The sequence below is a fragment of the Teredinibacter sp. KSP-S5-2 genome (assembly GCF_032773895.1).
Taxonomy (GTDB): Bacteria; Pseudomonadota; Gammaproteobacteria; order Pseudomonadales; family Cellvibrionaceae.
This window is the reverse complement of record NZ_CP120416.1, coordinates 4,715,289-4,732,411: the sequence shown is the minus strand read 5'-3', so window position 1 is coordinate 4,732,411 and position 17,123 is coordinate 4,715,289. Positions and strand designations below refer to the sequence as shown.

Here is a 17,123-nt window from a genome sequence, read left to right as displayed (position 1 = left end):
GGGCTGCAATAACGAGCATGCCCCCAATTAGGAGGACTAAGGCTGAAGAAGCCCTTCGACCACCTCCGATTCCATTCGCTCAAACTGTTTCATTCCTTTTTTAAGACGCCCTTTCAAATGTGGTTTCAGATACTGCTTTGCTTCAGAAATCGGAATTTTCTTTAACTTACAAAATACCGCCAAAGCAAACAGGCATTCATCCTCACTCAGTGCTGCACTGCGGTTGGCATGTGGGTTGTAGCAACTTCCGCACCCGCCACGAAAGGTATAAGCCGAATTAGAAAACAAAACGCCGAAGCCCATAAATATCGCAACCACTTCCGCTGCAGGCACAAATAGCTCTGGCCCACCCGGTGGAGCCTGGTGATATTGTGCCAACATATGTTGAGCAAGCCCGTGAGCAAAGCTCGCTGCCAAATCCCCAGGTTTAGCGACCTGTTGTGGAGGGTAACTCAGCACAAGGCTGGATTCTGTTTGTTGGGTAACTAAAGCTTTTTCCGTGTGCCGTTCTATTTTCTCAACCCCTAAGCGCATGGGCTCTTGCGGAGAAAACATTTCGGGACTGGTTAACGTAAATGGCCAATGTGTCAGCCCCGTGTAGGTCAGACAATGTTGAAATATAGAGTCCGCTTTTTCGTGGACACTGGTCACCCGGCCAGGGAAGAATGCATTGGAGGGTTGAATTAATTGGGTCTGCTGAAAAAACGCTTTACCGTCAAAATGCTCGATGGCCCACTGAAACACATCAGAGATCCACAATGCGGTATCAGCATCAATTAAAGGTCGAGGCGTAAAAAAGGAAATCATGGGCTCTTCTTATTCTATAAAAGCCCATGATACAACGCTTTTTTATAAAAAATCAGTGACAGGCGGGATGTTTTTTATGTTCATGACGATGAAATAGCTTAAGCCGCCAACGCACACTAAACATATAAAAGAACTTAAACAACGCACTTAATGTGCCGTAAAACCCCTTCTTCGGCCTTTGCCAATACTCAGGAAAACGGTTGTGCTTCCATATGCAATCGATATCATCCATAGAAAAGAAACGCCGTCCCTGCGCATCCCGCTGTGCATAGATCTCCATAACCGTGGATATTTCCAGGGACTGAATATTGGTTCCCAAGTTAGATTTAAAATTGACTGGACAACGGTGAAAGTCATTGGCTGCAGCAGCCATCTCTTTTTTATGCAGACACTTACCATCGTCAGAAAAACTTTTTAGATGATCTAACCGTTCTTCGGAAAAACCGTGAGTATTATTGAGAATCCCGGATGAACTACCGTGATCTAAACGCGTCCCTTTTAATTCAATAATGTTTATATGGTCTTTCCGTTTAAACTCTGTCGCACCCTCACTTACAGATACCAGTTGTTTTAACACCTGAGATTTCTTTTTCGCACCGATATAATTTAAAAAATTTTTCATTTCGGCGGAAGAGACCCAACCGTATTTGTCAGGGTTCAGCAATCCCATTCGTACTCCGATACGAAGATTAGGACATAAAATTTTATTGAATTGTTCAACGGTAAGCTGGGTGTCTTTAATTTCGCGATATTGCGGTTCAGAAATCGAATGGCTATCCATATAAATGTCCCTATATGCACACAAAAAATAAACTAATGTATTTATTTCCAGACTAGCACATACAATGACATTTACTTTCAGATGCAAAAGTCACTTGCCAATTAATTAATATTATTTAGTTATATGCGGGAAATTCTGGCCATAAACCGGAGAAAAGATATTAAAAAAAAATTGCTTATGACCAGAACGTAAAGAGACTAATTTCATGAACGTTTTTTAATACAAAAACCTATAACCTCATTAAAGCTATTGGATCGAAAAAATAGTTTCCTGTTTAAGGTTGTTTAACAAAACACATTAGGTAAAAGTGTTCAATGTCACCTGTGTGTTCCCTGCTTGCTGCTCCATCTCACCCAGTCGATTCCCCAGTGCTTTCAAATATTCAGCAATATTGGCAACATAAAAATTATCTGGTTCGAAGGTACACTCTTCGTAAACACAGGGAATCTTGAAACCGTAACAATGATCGTCTTCCAGTGTTAAGCCTTCATTCTCCAAAAGCATAGCCAGTTCTGGCATGAAATATAAATCCAGCGTCTCTTTGTCTTCAAGCAGAGAGGAAAAAGATTCCAAAGAGTCTGAAATTTTTTCGTAACTGCCTCCAGAGGAACTCATAAACCAGACTTCGTCGTCATCGTTTATAACAAACAACTCGGCAAATTTGGTCACAAGCAAAACTTGTATCTCAGGATTCTTTTTCAACAACCAGGACCAGGACTGCAGGCAATCTGACCAATCAGTTTCTTCATGGGAAACGGTAAAATCTTCAAAATTCATTAATAATTCGCCTTTTCGTTTTTCATATTCGATGCATCCAAGTTGACGATAAGCCCCAGTAAATATGCCACCAACTCACGTAATCATTCAAAAAATACTTTTTACAACAGACAAAAGAAATCAGTTTTCTATCATAGAGGCGTAGCCTTCTTTATACGACGGATACAAAAACACATACCCGGTTTCCAATAGCCTCTTATTGGCGCATTGTTTTCCCAGACTGCGACTTTCATCTGCTGAGCTAAGCAAGTCTATACCAAGTTGCTCTGCTAACCACTTACGGACGTCTTCACCAGATACGGGAGCGCTGTCGCTGGCGAGATACACGCTTTCAAGGCGGGTCCCCTGCATGTGGCAACTAACCAAGTGACTAAGTACACCCGCACAATCCTCCGCATGAATACGGTTGGTATAAGCAGGACTTCCTCCCTTCCCTTCTTTAACTTGCCGCAGTAAAAAGTCTCGCCCTGGCCCATAAATTCCCGAAAAACGCACAACACATGCACAATAACCCAACTGCAATACCGCTTGTTCGGCTTCAAGCATGACTTCGCCACGAAAATTTTCCGGCTCAGTTGGGCTCAATTCATCAACCCATTCTCCCTCATCTTGTCCATATACAGCGGTACTGGAAACAAAAATCACCAATCCGGGTACCGTGTTTGTATCACGCCAGGCATCAACCAGCGCCTTGGCATTGGCCAAGTAGGCATCACGATAACCGGATTCCGTTCTATCGTCTGGAGTAAGCGTAATAATGGCCGCAGAAAAATGCTCTGCGGTTATTCTTTTTAGAATTGCTTGATCACGAACTGAACCACGCCAAATATCGACTCCCGAGTCCGCTTTTTTGTCGGATCGCGCAACACCAGTGACCAAAAAGCCCTGTTCAGTTAAGCGCCTGGCTGCTCGTTGGGCAATATCTCCATAACCCACAAAAAGTACTTTCTTTAGACTCATTTTATGAAATACTCTGCATTAATAAATTTTGACTACAACAACGAGTGATCGCCATGACCTTAACTGAGCTACGTTACATAGTGACCCTAGCGCAAGAACAGCATTTTGGACGAGCTGCCGAACGATGTCATGTATCACAGCCCACTTTAAGTATCGCGGTAAAAAAACTGGAAGAAGAACTGGACACTGCAATATTTGAACGTTCCAAAACGCGTGTTTACCCCACACCACTCGGGCAAAAAATTATTTCTCAGGCACAGAAAGTTCTGGAGCAGGCATCCACCATTAAAGATATTGCCAACGAAGGTAAGAACCAGCTGGTTAGCCCATTGCACATTGGTGCGATCTTCACTATTGGCCCCTACCTCTTCCCACAATTGATTCCCGAAATTCAACAAATGGCGAAGGATATGCCTTTGTACGTGGAGGAAACCTACACCGCCACGTTACGCCGGCGTATTCGACAAGGTGACTTGGACGCAATTGTCATCGCCTTACCGTTTACCGAGGCCGATATTGTTACCCAGCCACTCTATGACGAAGAGTTTGTGGTGTTGATGGATAAGAACCATCCGTTAACACAATTTACGCAGCTAGAGCCTGAACAGCTTACCGAATACAACGTATTGTTACTTGGAGAAGGACATTGCTTCCGTGATCAAGTATTGGAAGCCTGCCCTAACCTGAAACCATCCATAGACGACCCCAGAGGGAAAATTCGCACCGCTGCAGAAGGCAGCTCGCTGGAAACACTTAAGTATATGGTAGCTTCCGGCCTTGGCATTACCATTTTGCCGCAGTCGGCTGCAGTAGGTAATCACACCACCAGCTTGCTGGAAACACGGCCATTCAAAACCCCACCAACCAGAACCGTTGCCCTGGCCTGGCGAGCCAGCTTTCCGCGCCTGCAGGCAATTGATGCCGTTCGTACGGCCATTACCCGCTGCCAACTTGGACAACATAGTTAAGCGCAAAGGTTGTCGACTGTGGGTGGGCGGTTACTGAAAAATATTCCCGTTACTGCGCTGAAAGGCGTTGGGGACAGCCTGGCAGGAACCTTAAAAAAGCTGGGGATAACTAACGTCCAGGATTTACTATTCCATTTACCTAGCAAGTATCTGGATCGTACACGTATTACACCACTCGGCCATTTACGGCTGAACACCATGGCCGTCGTTCAGGGCTACGTGTTAACCAGTCAGATCAAATTTGGCAAACGGCGAAGCCTTGAATGCACCATTGAAGATGGCAGCGGTACTGTTCGGCTGCGCTTTTTCCACTTTAATAACACCCAAAAAGCCCGTCTGGAAAAAGGCACGCTTTTGCGCGTATTCGGCGAAGCCAGAATGGGGGCAACGGGCATCGAGTTCTACCACCCCGAATACGAATATATCGATCCGCACAAACCTCCTGAGGTTGAAGAGACCTTAACCCCCGTTTATGGCTTAACCGAAGGCATTACCCAGCCCCGATTACGAAAAATCATCATGCAGGGGCTCGAGCTTCTGCAAAAACACGCGCTGGAGGAACTGCTGCCCCCGGAGATCAATCGAGAATTCGGGGTTGAATCCCTTAGCCATGCAATCCAGTTCATTCATAACCCGCCGCCAGATACCAGCGTCGACTATCTGCTTTCAGGCCAGCATCCCTGTCAAAAGCGTTTAGCCTTTGAAGAATTACTCGCACACTTTATTGTTCGTCAGCAGTTACGGCAGGAAACTCAAAGCCATCAGGCACCAGAGATACAACAAAGCCCCGAAGTGATACAGCAGTTTCTCGATTCGCTTCCCTTTACCCCGACACAGGCACAACAAAGGGTATATGGCGAAATTCTGGATGACTTCCGTGGTGGCTATCCCATGCTCAGGATGGTTCAGGGGGATGTTGGCTCGGGGAAAACACTGGTTGCGGCACTTGCCGCGTTACAGGCCGCCGCCAGTGGCTATCAGGTTGCTATTGCCGCACCAACTGAAATATTGGCGGAACAGCACTTTAAAAATTTCGCAGCCTGGTTGGAACCGTTAAATATTCGTATTGGCTGGCTGGTGGGAAAGCTCACAGCCAAGAAAAAACGGGAAACCTACGAAGCCATTACACGCGGTGAATATCAGATTATCATTGGCACCCATGCCCTGTTTCAGGACAACGTCTGCTTTGCACGCCTGGGCCTGGTCATCATCGATGAGCAACATCGGTTTGGGGTAAACCAGCGCCTCAGCCTGCAACAAAAAAGTCTCTCCCGAGAAATGCCACATCAACTGGTCATGACTGCCACGCCTATCCCTCGGACGTTGGCCATGACCGCCTACTCGGAATTGGATTACTCGATTATCGATGAACTTCCTCCCGGCCGAACGCCCATTAATACACTTTTAGTCAGCCAGAAACGACGGCCGGAAATTATCAACCGGATTAGTGCCGTATGCGCAGAGGGGCGACAGGTTTACTGGGTTTGTCCATTGATTGAGGAATCCGAAACCTTGTCAGCGGCCAACGCCGAAGAGTTGGCGGCCATGCTCAAGGAAGCCTTGCCTAATATCTCCCAAGGACTCTGCCACGGACGACTGAGACCCGCGGAAAAAGAAGCCGTAATGACGGCATTTAAACAAGGCGAGGTTCAGTTGTTGGTAGCCACGACCGTCATCGAAGTCGGTGTAGATGTGCCCAATGCCAGTTTAATGATCATCGAAAATCCTGAGCGGCTGGGCCTGGCTCAGCTCCATCAATTGCGCGGTCGAGTCGGACGAGGCAGCGCAGAGAGCCATTGTGTTCTGCTCTATGGCGATAAGCTTTCTAATGATGGCCGCGAGCGGCTCAAAGTTCTTCGCCAGTCTACCGATGGTTTTGTTATTTCGGAAAAAGACCTGGAATTACGCGGCCCAGGCGAGCTCCTTGGTACCCGTCAAACCGGTAATATGGAATACCGCATTGCCGATGCGCAGCGAGATAGCGCTATGCTTCCTTTAGTTCACAAAGTAGGTAAAGACTTACTCACAGACAATTCCATATCTGCAGAACACCTTACCAATCGCTGGTTTGGTGATGCCAGAGTCTACGCCAGGGTGTAAAAAAAGCCCCCTTTCATCACATTGCCAACCCTGATTTTTCTCATTCCCTGGCGATTGCTCATAGGCCAACTATATTGATTAAGAGGCGCATTGTTTGTCTTTTGTATGCGCACTTAAACAATAATTAAGGAGATATCTTGTGAGTCTGCCAACTAGCGTTGTTGAAATGCTCGAAACTCAAAAGGTGCATTACAACATCACCGAGATGGATTTACGGAATCCAAAGCTACCGGTTACACCAAATACCGGGAATAGCTGTGTTGTCAGGTCAATACTTGTTGAAGATGCCCAAGGCAGAGCACAGGTTTTGATTCCTAGCGATACCATGTTGGATCTGGATTCCATGTACCAACAGTTTGCACGTAACTTTGTTGCGGTGCCGAACTCGGAAGTCCGCCCTCTCATAAACGAGCATCACCTTACGGCCGTTCCAGCCATACCACGCTGGCAGGGTATGCCCACACTGGTTGAAGCCAGTTTATTGCAGCGGGAGAACTTGCTGCTAGAAACCGGTGACCAGCACAGTATGCTTGAACTCGATCACAATGGCTTCAGCAGTATTATTAAAACCGCCAGCATTGGCAGTTTTGCGATAAAGATTCCCGAGTTATCTGCCGACCCGGATAAAGACGAAAAACAAATTCAGTCCAGCGTAGAGCGCTTTACTCAACTTAGAATTAAGCAGCGCCTGGAAGAAACTCTTGAGCTTCCGCCCTTACCAGAAAGTGCACAGCGAATTATTAAGCTTCGCGCAGACCCCAATGCCGATATTAGCGATCTCACCAATATTGTTGAAATTGATCCTAGCCTTGCAGCTCAAGTTGTGAGCTGGGCGGCATCGCCTTATTACTCTGCTCCAGGAAAAATAAAATCTGTTCACGACGCGATTGTTCGTGTACTGGGTTTCGATATGGTACTTAACCTGGCACTGGGTTTGGCCCTTGGCAAAACCTTATCCACCGAGCAACTAAGCCACAGACAAGTTGCAACCTATTGGCGCAACGCGGTGTATACCGCTGCGGCAGTTGAGGGGTTGGTGACATCCATTGCGCGTGAACACCGCCCCAGTTTTGGTATGGCTTACTTGTCGGGCCTGCTCAGCAATATTGGTACGCTCATTCTTGCTGAGGTATTTCCTCCATACCTAAACAATATCATGCGTCTTTCTGATGCCAATCCCCACGTTCCTGTCGCGGCAGTTGAACAACACTGCATTAAAGTAACGGGCAATCAGATTGCATCTTGGTTGTTAGATAACTGGAATATGCCGCAGGAAGTGGTCATAGCTTTACGCCAACAAAACAACATTGACTATTCCGATCACCACCAAACCTACTCTAAACTCATTTATCTGGCCAAACGTATGCTTGCCAATCACGGTTTTGGTACAGCGTATGGCGGGGCCATTCCAATGCAACTCTTTAAGTCTTTGCACCTCGACCCAGAAACGGCGGACATTACGATTGAAAACCTATTGGAATCCGGCGACGACTTAGACGATATTGCCGATAAACTCCGCGGTTAGTTTTGTTTTCTTTGCTGTTACTCTGTGAATATAAATTTACAGGATAACAGTAAAGAGCATTACTACACGTTCCTTCCTGAAACAGTCATTTGTATTCTTACGAATATTCTCTAATCAAACCGACAGCTTGTTTACAAACTGCCCTTAATTAGCAACGCTTAGTAACACTCATTGCAGCTGATGTAACAAACCATAACATACCCCTCAAATACACAGCTCAAGTCAAGCCGTAGAATTTGCCGCATAAAAATTATTACGGACAGTCAGATGAACATGCCTCTAGCAAAAAAGATTCTATCGACCAGTATTGTGAGCGCGCTTGCCCTAAGCTCTCTGCAACTGCACGCCGCAGATGCAGAAAAAACCACACCAAGTTCAGATGATCAAAAAGGTGAGGAAAACATTGAAGAAACCTATGTTTATGGCAGCCGCAGAGCAAACTTCACAGAGATAACCGAAGAAGCGCAAAAACTGGTGGATATGCCAGGTTCATTTGGTGACCCACTCGGCGCAATCTATAGTCTGCCAGGTGTCGTGTATTCTGATGGAGATGGCGGTGAACCTGCGGTACGCGGCTCTTCACCTGCGGATAATATTTTCCAGGTTGACTTTCTTCCCGCAGGCTATGTTTTTCACCAATTCACCAACTCTATCTTTCACGAATCCATTATCCAGGATTTTCAGATGTACTCCGCGGGCTTTGGTCCCGAATACAGCAACGTGACTGGCGCCGCATTCAATATTACTTTGCGCGACCCAAAAGCCGAACAATTTCACGCGATCGTCGACGCATCGATGTTACGTTCGGGCATATTCCTTGAGTCCGGTTTGTGGAAGGGCGGAGCCTTCTATGCGAGCTACCGAAAAAGTTTAATGCATCTATTTATTTCCGAAGGGGAAGAGGAAGATGGCATCACTATTGAGCAAGTACCGGAAGATGACGATTATCAATTTAAGTTCGTACAGGATGTTGGCGAAAACAATAAGCTAACACTTTCGGCCAATGGTGCTTCCGATGAAGCCGCTGCAAATTTCTCTCGCGAATCAGAATTTGTGCGCAGTAATCCGGATTTCGAAGGCGACGCAAAATTACTTGATCGATATGTCGGGCAATCCGTTATCTGGGACAATTTCGGGGAGAGTGGTCGACATATAAAGTTGGGGGTCGGAAGCTTAACGTTTGATACCGATGTAAACTGGGGGAATAACTTCTTTTCCAATACAGAGGAAAAACTCGATACGATAAAAGGCCAGATAGTCCAGCCCATAGGCAAGTCCCACACATTTACGCTGGGTGCGGCTTCCTACGACTACACCACCAAATACAAATACAGAATGATTCATTTTGTCTGTACTGAGTTTGACCCTTCTTGTGATGAAACCCGCCGAGGAGAAACGGAAGATAATAGTCGTTTTGATAGAAAAGAATACACAGCATATTTAAACGATGACTGGTCGATTACAGACAGATTCACGCTCAATATTGGTGTTCAGTATCAAGAGAATGATTACACCGATGAGTCATTTACTCATCCACGATTGGCCGCCAGTTACATTATTTCAGACAGTTGGAAAATATCCACCAGTTATGGCAAATACAATCGTTTCCCGGATATCGAATATGTTATCGAAGGCATAGGTAACCCAAATCTGAAATCACCAACAGCAACCCATTACACTGTCGGTGTCGAAAACACGTTACAAAATGGATGGAGTTGGACTCTTGAAAGTTATTTCAAAGAATTGGAAAACCTACCACTCGGACTGAAAGAGGAAGAAGATCCAAACCATCAGTATTTCTCGAACGAAGTCAGTGGTGAAGCTTACGGGTTCGATTTGTTTGTTAACAAAGAACTGACCGACAAATTTTATACCTGGGTTGGTTTAAGTTGGGCCAAAAGTAAACGAACCAATGAACGAACCGATGTTACCCAGGACTATAACCTGGATACACCGTTAGTCTTTAACTGGTCGGGCAACTATCAACTTACACACAATCAGGATATTGGTTGGCGCTGGACAATTCGAAGTGGTTCGGCCTACACCCCCATCGTCGGCGTGAAAGACAACCCATATTTTGAAGATGAAACCGCTGTCTTACCCGAATACGGCGAGCCTTATTCTGATCGACTACCAACATACAGCCGACTGGATATACGTTACAAAAACGAATTTAAAATTGGCAAATACGATGCTGCCTTTATTGTCGATGTCATCAACGCATTGAACCAAAAAAATGTCACAGAGCGTTCTCTGGATTACGACAAAGTGAACAGTCCGGATGATGACGTAGCCATTGAAGAAGAGGAAGGCCGGGGTATATTTCCATACCTTGGGCTTCGCGTAGAGTTTTAACCCCCTGGTAGGTTTACAATTAGACCGACCCCTTGCCGCAAGGCAAGGTTTTGGGAGCGAGTTCATCGCTCCCTTTTTTTTATCCAAAAAATTTTACTTTGTTTTTTTAACAGCGGAAAAAATGGACTGATCAAACGCGACAGCTAAAAAATAGTCTTCTTGTGGCAGTTTATTCTTAACGGTAACAAAACGCATAAAATACACAGGAAGAACAGAAGCGTGACATTGAATGCTGTCAATTTGGACAGAATATAAAATAGTCTCAAGCTTACTGACGGGATTTTCAGCCAAATACTTTATGGCTAGTTTTTTTGCTTTATCAATTGGCAATGGAGGAGGGATTTTCGTATCCCATTGAATATTTTTTCCCGCCTCAGACGCCCCTTGAAGGGAATAGTCTTGTCCTTCAAACCGAAACTCAAACGGTTCCCCGGAAATAAATAACTCACACCCATTTTCTTCTGCCAATACCGATACGGGCAGAAGAAATATCAGGACAATGAGTAGTTTGTTCATTTACTCATTCCAGGCATCGGATGCAAATAAGTAGCCTTTACCCCGTACAGTGATAATTTTTCTTGCGATTGACCCGTTATCTTCCAATTTTTTCCGCAGGGCGACTATTTTGGTATCAACAGAACGATCCAGCCCATCAAACTCAATACCCCGCAGTTCTTTAAACAATTGGTCACGACTTAAGACATCGTCTGCATGGTTCGCAAGCAACCATAAAAGATCAAATTCAGCCGGGGTCAAAACGACTTGCTTGCCGTGCAAATACACTTCACGGGTATTGTTCTTTATTGATAAACCACCAAATACCAACTGTTGAATATGCTCGCCACCGCCGGGATGGGACTCAATTCGTCGCATAAGCATACGAATTCTGGCTAACAACACGCGAGGTTGAACCGGTTTCTTAACAAAGTCATCAGCTCCAAGCTCCAGGCCAACAACCTGGTCCATATCATCTTCGCTGGCGGTTAAAAACAGAATTTTCCCGGTATAGGTATCTCTCACCTCTTTACATACATCAAAACCATTTTTCCCTGGCAACATTAAATCCAGAATGATCAGGTTTGGTCGAAACTCTTCAATCGCAGCGGGAATTTCTTCTCCATCCTGCTCTCTTCGAGTGATATATCCCTGGTTATCCAGATACTCTTGAAGAAGCTCTCCCAGCTTCTGGTCATCCTCAACAAGTAGGATTCTGACACTCATGCCCATTCCCCAGCTCTACTTTCAATATCATAATGTTAGACGCAAGATCATCTTCGATGCAGCCCAAAACTCACCCGGATTTTACTAAACATTCTTTAAAGTTTCCCCGTTTTCTGTATTTGTGGCTGAAATCTTTCGCAAAATCAATCATTTTCACAAGCTACACTTTGCTGTAGCGTATTTCACACTAAAATCAACTCGACTCCCTCGCAACAACAGGCGGATACACTTTCGTGCAGCAATATCAAACACTCTATTCAAAGTACTCTCTTATCATGTGCATAGTATCGCTCTTCGGCGGCGGCCTATTCGCGCTTATTGTGCCCACTTTGAGTGTTTATCTCGCCGAACACCTAAAGGTAACGCCTTTTTTGGTTGGCAGCTTCTTCGTCGCCATGTCGGCCACCAGTATTGTGTTTGCGCAAGTGGTTGGCCATTGGTCAGACAAACTTGGCGACAGACGCCATATCATCCTTATAGGTATGAGCAGTGGTGCCCTGGCCTGTATTACTTTTGCTTTTGCCGATAGCTATGTATTGGTATTAATCGCAGGCTTAACATTTTTTGCTTTTTCATTGGCGTCTACCTCACAAATGCTGGCAATCACCCGCGAATATGCCGACCAGTTTCTCCATCCAGACCGCAATGCGTTATTTAACTCTATTGTAAGAGCCTGCGTAGCGGTGTCCTGGGTTGGCGGCCCACCGCTGGGTTTTTACTTATTTACCCTGCTGGGCCCCAAGTACCATTACCTTCTGGTCGGTTTTTGCTATTTTGCTGTGGGCCTGTGCGGTCTGGCCTTTTTACCTAAAGTCCAGCGTGTCACCACACCACCGCTGCAACCCGCCGCAAACCGCAACAGAACCCTCACCATTGCCATTCTGGCATTTGCGCTGCTCTACAGTGCCAACCAGACTTACATAATCTGTTTGCCATTGTTTCTCGCTGAATCCATGGCAACGCCAAGCAGCCAAGCCGGTTGGATATACGGTACCGCAGCGGGACTTGAAGTACCGGTGATGATCCTCGCCGGATGGTTAGCCAGCCGTTTTTCGCTGTTGGTAATGATCAGAATAGGCGCATTTTGCGCTGCATTGCTTTATGCCGGATTTTTCTTCGCAACAGATTTGTGGCAGCTATTCGCCCTACAAATTTTTAATGCCATTTTTATCGGTACGCTTGCCGGCCTCGGTATGACCTGGTTCCAGAATATGATGCCAGGGAAGACCGGTACAGCCTCAGCCATGTTTGTAAATACAATCAGTGCGGGGAATGTAATCGGTAGCAGTGTTGTTGCGGTGGTTGCTCAATGGTTCGGCTACCACTCCGTGTATGCCGTAAACATATTCGTCGCGTTAATTGCACTCGTTCTTTTGATCACCATGAACAGCTCAGTTGGGCACCGCAGCGCCCAACTCAATGCCGCTTAAGCTTTACGGCATACCACCAATGAGTGGCCTTTACCGATATGGTCGATGGACTTATCTATAGTCAGACCTGCGCGTTGCACTATATTTTTAAATACGTCGGACTCATACATACGGCTGTTGCCATTGGCAAAGCAACTAAAGTACAGGGATGTACAATTAATGCTTAGTGCCGCGGCTTCATAATTCTGTCGATCCCAGAAGGTTTCCAGAATACAAAGACGCGTACTATCAGACATGGCCGCTGCGGCTTTCTTCAAAATACGCTCAATTTCTTCTTCTGAAAAACAATCCAGGAACTGGCTCATCCAAATAACATCTGCGCCTTCAGGTAAGCCACCTTCCAGAGCCAGGAAATTATATGGCTGCCCATCTATCCGATCCTTACCCGTTTTATTCGCGATATTTTCTTTCATTAACGCCAATTGCTGCGGCAAATCCAGAATAGTGACGTTGACATTTTCATCGTATGCAACACAGGAAAGCGCAAATTTTCCAGTGTTACCACCACAATCGAGCAATCTCTTTACCGGCTGCTCGAAGATAATAGGCAAGACTTCTGGAAAGGCACTGTCAGAAAAGTAGTGATCAAAATTAAACCAGCTCGCTTTGGCCGGTTCTGGCAAAGAAGATAAAATCGGGTAAATGGTTTTCTCTTCGGAGTACTCTTTTAAACCTTCCGGCACACCCGTTTGAATCGAGGACATCAGTTTTTCCAAACCACGGTAACTAAAATCCCGGCTAAACTCGAAATTTACGCGAGTCATCTGATCATGCAACAAAAAATGGCCGGCTTTGGTTAACTTAAACGCACCGCCCTGTTTGTAAACCAAACCTATCGAAAGGCCAGCATCCAACAACACACTCACACCATAACGCGACAGGCCCAGCTGCTGTGCAACCTTATCAACCGATACCCCTTCCTCTTTGGCCTGATCCACTGCCCCAAGAATGCCTAACCCATCCAAAGCAACCGTTGCCTGGAAGATGTAGGGAGCAAAAGCAATTTTATGTGCATCAGTTATCGCTTCCAGAGCAGATTTTGTGTCGCTAGTATAGAGTTCAGCCATGATTTTATAATTTTCACAAATAAAAAGGGGTTGATGATAGTAGACGAGTCAGCAGGCCACCAAAAGAAGAAAGCCTTCAACTGTTGACCCAACGCAAATCTAACCAAGCGGCAAAAATATACTAAGCCAAACAACAAACAGCAACTCTATCCAATGATAAACAGGCCATATCTGCTTAATGGCTATTGAAGCCAATTGCCGGACAAAAAAAACCGGCAACTGCCTTAGTTTTTTTAAGTCCGCAAATAAAACTCGACTCTAAAGCAAAGTATGTTTGGAATTTCCCTTGATCAAAAACATGATGATGAAAAACGCCACCCAAAATTATTTTGGCATGAAATATAAAGGCAGCCATGTAACAGTCTCAATCAATTCTTTGTAATAGATTGTGTTGATATTCCTCACACCATGATAACAATGCTATTTACCACGCCCATAAAAAAACGTTTACCCGCACTGAAAAATTCAATTATTCCCTGTGGCATTTAAGGTGATTACTGCAGCGAAGTTTCTTCACCTTCTGTACGAGCAATCACTGTGGCACAGCAACTATCACTAAAGACGTTGACCGTGGTACGCATCATATCGAGGATCCGATCGGTAATCATCAGCAATCCAATACCCTCCAAAGGTAAACCGACCGCAGACAAAATTACGGTGATAGCAACCAGACTGGCGGATGGAATGCCAGCCACCCCAATCGACGTCAGTAATGCAATTACAACAATAGTAAATTGCACACTAAACGATAACTCCAAACCATACGCTTGTGCGATGAACATTGCCGCAACACATTCGTACAGTGCGGTTCCGTCCATATTAATGGTTGCCCCCAGGGGCAAAACAAAAGAGGTTGTTTTATTCGACACCCCTGCATTTTTTTCCATACATTCCATCGTCACCGGCAATGTACCCGATGAGGATGCGGTAGAAAATGCCGTGAGCATAGCGGGAGAGAGCGCTTTAATTTGTTTTACCGGATTCACTCTGCCCAGCACTTTTAACAAGATCGGCATAGTAATCAGCGCATGCGCAAGTAAGGCCATAGCCACAGTCAAAAAGAAAAGCCCGACTGTTTCCATTAACTCTCTAAAATCTGTTGCAATGGCTGTTGTTGCAACCAAGCCAAACACACCGTATGGCGAGAGTTTCATAACAAACATGGTGATAAACATCATGGTTTGAAATACACCCTGCCAAAAACCGATCATAATATTTTTATGCTCGTTTTCTATCTTCAGCATAAAAAAGCCAAATAAAATGCCAAAGAAAATTAAACCAAGCATTTGCCCTTGCGCTGCTGCAAATACAATGTTGGGCGGCACCATCCGTAAAAAAACTTCTGCAATATCTCCTGCCCCGCGATTGCCGATGCTTTCCAGCTTTTGTTCAACTTGCCCATCGATCGTTAAACCCAGTAATTCCTTCGCTGGCTCGCCACCAATAATGCCTGGTTGAATCATGTTAACCAGAAACAGGCCCATTAAGATGGCAAGCAAACTTGAAATCATGTAGAACGCCAGAGTCTTTCCACCTAGACGCCCCAAATTACCGCCACTGCCAATACCCGACATTCCGCAAATAATGGATGACAACACCAGAGGCACGATCACCATTTTTAATGCGTTAAGAAAAAGTGTGCCAAGAAATTCAAAAATGCTAAGTAACGGTATGGAAAAAATCGTTGTGGTTGGTTCAAAAGCCGTACCAACAACCACAGCTAAAATGATGGATATCAGGATCTGCCAATGAAGCTGTAACTTCATTCCTTCTCTCCTTACTTAATTATTATTTTGCACTTCAGCGAGGAAGTTAAAGATCATTAAAGCTTCGTCACTACGGCTATCTAGGCCGGCTGAACAATCTCTTTCAACGCCTTACCAGGCTTAAAGACTACTTGATTATGCGCAGCAATGGTAATGTCTTCCCCTGTTTTGGGGTTTCTTCCTTTTCGTTCCGCACGAGATTTCACGGAAAACGCCCCAAAACCAATCAGATTAACGGATTCCCCGCGCGCGAGCGCGTCAGTCATGTGTTCTAATGTGGAAGCAATGATATTGTCGGATTCTCTATGAGAAATGCCCAAATATTCGGCAACAACAGCAACCAATTCGGTTTTATGCATAAACTCGGACCTTGTAAATTGAGATACAACTAAAAGAATACGTTAAAATTCGGACTACAACGGCTCATTCGTCGATATAACTCAAAAAAATGATAAAGACCGCACCGTGAAACAGAAAATCAGCGCTTATCTCAACCTGACCCGGCTAAACAAACCCATCGGGATTTATCTCGTTCTATGGCCGACGCTCTGGTCACTTTGGTTGGCTGCGGATGGTATTCCGCGCATAGACATATTGATTATCTTCACCCTTGGTTGTGTACTGATGCGTTCCGCAGGGTGTGTGATTAACGACTTTGCCGATCGTAAAGTCGATGGCCATGTAAAACGCACCGCCAACAGACCCCTGGTAACCGGCATAGTCTCCGCCAGTGAAGCCTTTATCCTGTTTCTGGTGCTGTCCTTAACGGCTTTTGGCATGGTGCTGCTCACTAATCAACTTACCATTCAGTTGTCTTTTGCTGCGGTAGCGCTCGCCTTTTGCTACCCCTTTATGAAACGCCACACCCACCTGCCCCAAGTGGTATTGGGTGCGGCATTTGCCATGTCTGTGCCGATGGCCTTTGCTGCCCAGGCAAACGAACTGCCGGAAAGCATATGGCTGGTGTATACCACCGTGGTGCTTTGGACGGTAACTTACGACACCTTCTACGCCATGGTTGACCGTGACGATGACCTTAAGATTGGGGTCAAATCGACCGCAGTATTGTTTGGTGATAGCGACAAAGCCATTACCGGCATACTGCAAGTCATGACCATTGTTTCACTGATGATGATCGGCAGTCGCTTCGAGCTGGGGTTCATCTATCAGCTTTCTGTGGTGATATGTGCGGGCTTCTTTGCCTATCAGCAATATCTGGTGCGCGATCGGAACCGACAGGCCTGTTTTACGGCCTTTTTGAACAATAACTACGTTGGCATGGTGATTTTTATCGGTATTGTACTGGACAAGACATTCGGGCCTATTACAGGCATATAGGGCACAAAAACAGAAAATATCCCCTGCC

16 protein-coding genes are annotated in these 17,123 nt (G+C 45.5%); 6 read left to right on the top strand and 10 right to left on the bottom strand.

Features of this window, described 5'->3' with window-relative positions; translation table 11 throughout:
- Window positions 1-36 precede the first annotated feature (36 nt).
- From P5V12_RS20305 to P5V12_RS20290, 4 genes are all read right to left on the bottom strand, one after another.
- The gene (locus P5V12_RS20305) at window positions 37-807 is read right to left on the bottom strand and encodes a hypothetical protein (RefSeq protein ID WP_316954908.1); all 771 of its coding nucleotides are present in this window, start codon (window positions 805-807) and stop codon (window positions 37-39) included.
- 52 nt (window positions 808-859) lie between these two features.
- On the bottom strand, window positions 860-1,588 hold the full coding sequence (locus P5V12_RS20300) for a hypothetical protein (RefSeq protein ID WP_316954907.1): 729 nt from the start codon (window positions 1,586-1,588) through the stop codon (window positions 860-862).
- A 297-nt stretch (window positions 1,589-1,885) separates the two neighbouring features.
- The gene (locus tag P5V12_RS20295) at window positions 1,886-2,365 is read right to left on the bottom strand and encodes a hypothetical protein (RefSeq protein ID WP_316954906.1); all 480 of its coding nucleotides are present in this window, start codon (window positions 2,363-2,365) and stop codon (window positions 1,886-1,888) included.
- Window positions 2,366-2,485: 120 nt separating this feature from the next.
- A complete protein-coding gene (locus P5V12_RS20290; protein WP_316954905.1) occupies window positions 2,486-3,325 on the bottom strand; it encodes an SDR family oxidoreductase in 840 nt (279 codons plus the stop codon).
- 53 nt (window positions 3,326-3,378) lie between these two features.
- Between P5V12_RS20290 and P5V12_RS20285 the strand changes: the two genes are divergently transcribed.
- The 4 genes from P5V12_RS20285 (at window position 3,379) to P5V12_RS20270 (ending at window position 10,273) form a co-directional block, all read left to right on the top strand.
- The gene (locus P5V12_RS20285) at window positions 3,379-4,293 is read left to right on the top strand and encodes a hydrogen peroxide-inducible genes activator (protein ID WP_316954904.1); all 915 of its coding nucleotides are present in this window, start codon (window positions 3,379-3,381) and stop codon (window positions 4,291-4,293) included.
- A gap of 18 nt (window positions 4,294-4,311) precedes the next feature.
- Window positions 4,312-6,393: an ATP-dependent DNA helicase RecG gene (recG, locus tag P5V12_RS20280; protein WP_316954903.1), complete on the top strand. Its 2,082-nt coding sequence runs from the start codon at window positions 4,312-4,314 to the stop codon at window positions 6,391-6,393.
- Between the two features lie 166 nt (window positions 6,394-6,559).
- Window positions 6,560-7,918, top strand: coding sequence for an HDOD domain-containing protein (locus P5V12_RS20275; RefSeq protein ID WP_410483349.1), 1,359 nt, complete (start codon window positions 6,560-6,562; stop codon window positions 7,916-7,918).
- Between the two features lie 267 nt (window positions 7,919-8,185).
- Window positions 8,186-10,273 carry a TonB-dependent receptor plug domain-containing protein gene (locus tag P5V12_RS20270; RefSeq protein WP_316954901.1) on the top strand — a complete coding sequence of 696 codons (2,088 nt, stop codon included), beginning with the start codon at window positions 8,186-8,188 and terminating at the stop codon, window positions 10,271-10,273.
- Between the two features lie 93 nt (window positions 10,274-10,366).
- Here P5V12_RS20270 and P5V12_RS20265 read toward each other — a convergent pair whose 3' ends face one another.
- Both P5V12_RS20265 and P5V12_RS20260 read right to left on the bottom strand, forming a co-directional pair.
- Window positions 10,367-10,789, bottom strand: coding sequence for a hypothetical protein (locus P5V12_RS20265; protein WP_316954900.1), 423 nt, complete (start codon window positions 10,787-10,789; stop codon window positions 10,367-10,369).
- The gene (locus tag P5V12_RS20260; protein WP_316954899.1) at window positions 10,790-11,494 is read right to left on the bottom strand and encodes a response regulator transcription factor; all 705 of its coding nucleotides are present in this window, start codon (window positions 11,492-11,494) and stop codon (window positions 10,790-10,792) included. It lies immediately after the preceding gene.
- Window positions 11,495-11,727: 233 nt separating this feature from the next.
- On the opposite strand from P5V12_RS20260, the gene P5V12_RS20255 reads away from it, so the two are divergent.
- Window positions 11,728-12,924, top strand: coding sequence for a sugar efflux transporter (locus P5V12_RS20255; protein WP_316954898.1), 1,197 nt, complete (start codon window positions 11,728-11,730; stop codon window positions 12,922-12,924).
- On the opposite strand, the gene P5V12_RS20250 is transcribed toward P5V12_RS20255, so the two are convergent.
- From P5V12_RS20250 to P5V12_RS20235, 4 genes are all read right to left on the bottom strand, one after another.
- Complete coding sequence (locus P5V12_RS20250) at window positions 12,921-13,991, bottom strand: class I SAM-dependent methyltransferase (RefSeq protein ID WP_316954897.1); 1,071 nt, start codon at window positions 13,989-13,991, stop codon at window positions 12,921-12,923. The genes P5V12_RS20255 and P5V12_RS20250 overlap by 4 nt on opposite strands.
- A gap of 175 nt (window positions 13,992-14,166) precedes the next feature.
- Window positions 14,167-14,346, bottom strand: a complete 180-nt coding sequence (locus P5V12_RS20245; RefSeq protein WP_316954896.1) for a hypothetical protein — start codon at window positions 14,344-14,346, stop codon at window positions 14,167-14,169.
- Window positions 14,347-14,485: 139 nt separating this feature from the next.
- Window positions 14,486-15,757, bottom strand: coding sequence for a dicarboxylate/amino acid:cation symporter (locus P5V12_RS20240; protein ID WP_316954895.1), 1,272 nt, complete (start codon window positions 15,755-15,757; stop codon window positions 14,486-14,488).
- Between the two features lie 80 nt (window positions 15,758-15,837).
- Window positions 15,838-16,116, bottom strand: a complete 279-nt coding sequence (locus P5V12_RS20235; protein WP_316954894.1) for an HU family DNA-binding protein — start codon at window positions 16,114-16,116, stop codon at window positions 15,838-15,840.
- Window positions 16,117-16,222: 106 nt separating this feature from the next.
- Here P5V12_RS20235 and ubiA point away from each other — a divergent pair, with 106 nt between their 5' ends.
- Window positions 16,223-17,095 (top strand): 4-hydroxybenzoate octaprenyltransferase, encoded by an 873-nt coding sequence (gene ubiA, locus P5V12_RS20230; RefSeq protein ID WP_316954893.1) that lies wholly within the window; start codon window positions 16,223-16,225, stop codon window positions 17,093-17,095.
- Window positions 17,096-17,123: the final 28 nt, after the last annotated feature.

What these genes read in the sequence shown, in the direction of transcription:
- P5V12_RS20305 (WP_316954908.1), bottom strand. Translation starts at nt 807, where the DNA reads ATGATTTCCTTTTTTACGCCTCGACCTTTAATTGATGCTGATACCGCA.
- P5V12_RS20300 (WP_316954907.1), bottom strand. Translation starts at nt 1,588, where the DNA reads ATGGATAGCCATTCGATTTCTGAACCGCAATATCGCGAAATTAAAGAC.
- P5V12_RS20295 (WP_316954906.1), bottom strand. Translation starts at nt 2,365, where the DNA reads ATGAATTTTGAAGATTTTACCGTTTCCCATGAAGAAACTGATTGGTCA.
- P5V12_RS20290 (WP_316954905.1), bottom strand. Translation starts at nt 3,325, where the DNA reads ATGAGTCTAAAGAAAGTACTTTTTGTGGGTTATGGAGATATTGCCCAA.
- P5V12_RS20285 (WP_316954904.1), top strand. Translation starts at nt 3,379, where the DNA reads ATGACCTTAACTGAGCTACGTTACATAGTGACCCTAGCGCAAGAACAG.
- P5V12_RS20275 (WP_410483349.1), top strand. Translation starts at nt 6,560, where the DNA reads ATGCTCGAAACTCAAAAGGTGCATTACAACATCACCGAGATGGATTTA.
- P5V12_RS20270 (WP_316954901.1), top strand. Translation starts at nt 8,186, where the DNA reads ATGAACATGCCTCTAGCAAAAAAGATTCTATCGACCAGTATTGTGAGC.
- P5V12_RS20265 (WP_316954900.1), bottom strand. Translation starts at nt 10,789, where the DNA reads ATGAACAAACTACTCATTGTCCTGATATTTCTTCTGCCCGTATCGGTA.
- P5V12_RS20260 (WP_316954899.1), bottom strand. Translation starts at nt 11,494, where the DNA reads ATGAGTGTCAGAATCCTACTTGTTGAGGATGACCAGAAGCTGGGAGAG.
- P5V12_RS20250 (WP_316954897.1), bottom strand. Translation starts at nt 13,991, where the DNA reads ATGGCTGAACTCTATACTAGCGACACAAAATCTGCTCTGGAAGCGATA.
- P5V12_RS20245 (WP_316954896.1), bottom strand. Translation starts at nt 14,346, where the DNA reads ATGGCTGCCTTTATATTTCATGCCAAAATAATTTTGGGTGGCGTTTTT.
- P5V12_RS20240 (WP_316954895.1), bottom strand. Translation starts at nt 15,757, where the DNA reads ATGAAGTTACAGCTTCATTGGCAGATCCTGATATCCATCATTTTAGCT.
- P5V12_RS20235 (WP_316954894.1), bottom strand. Translation starts at nt 16,116, where the DNA reads ATGCATAAAACCGAATTGGTTGCTGTTGTTGCCGAATATTTGGGCATT.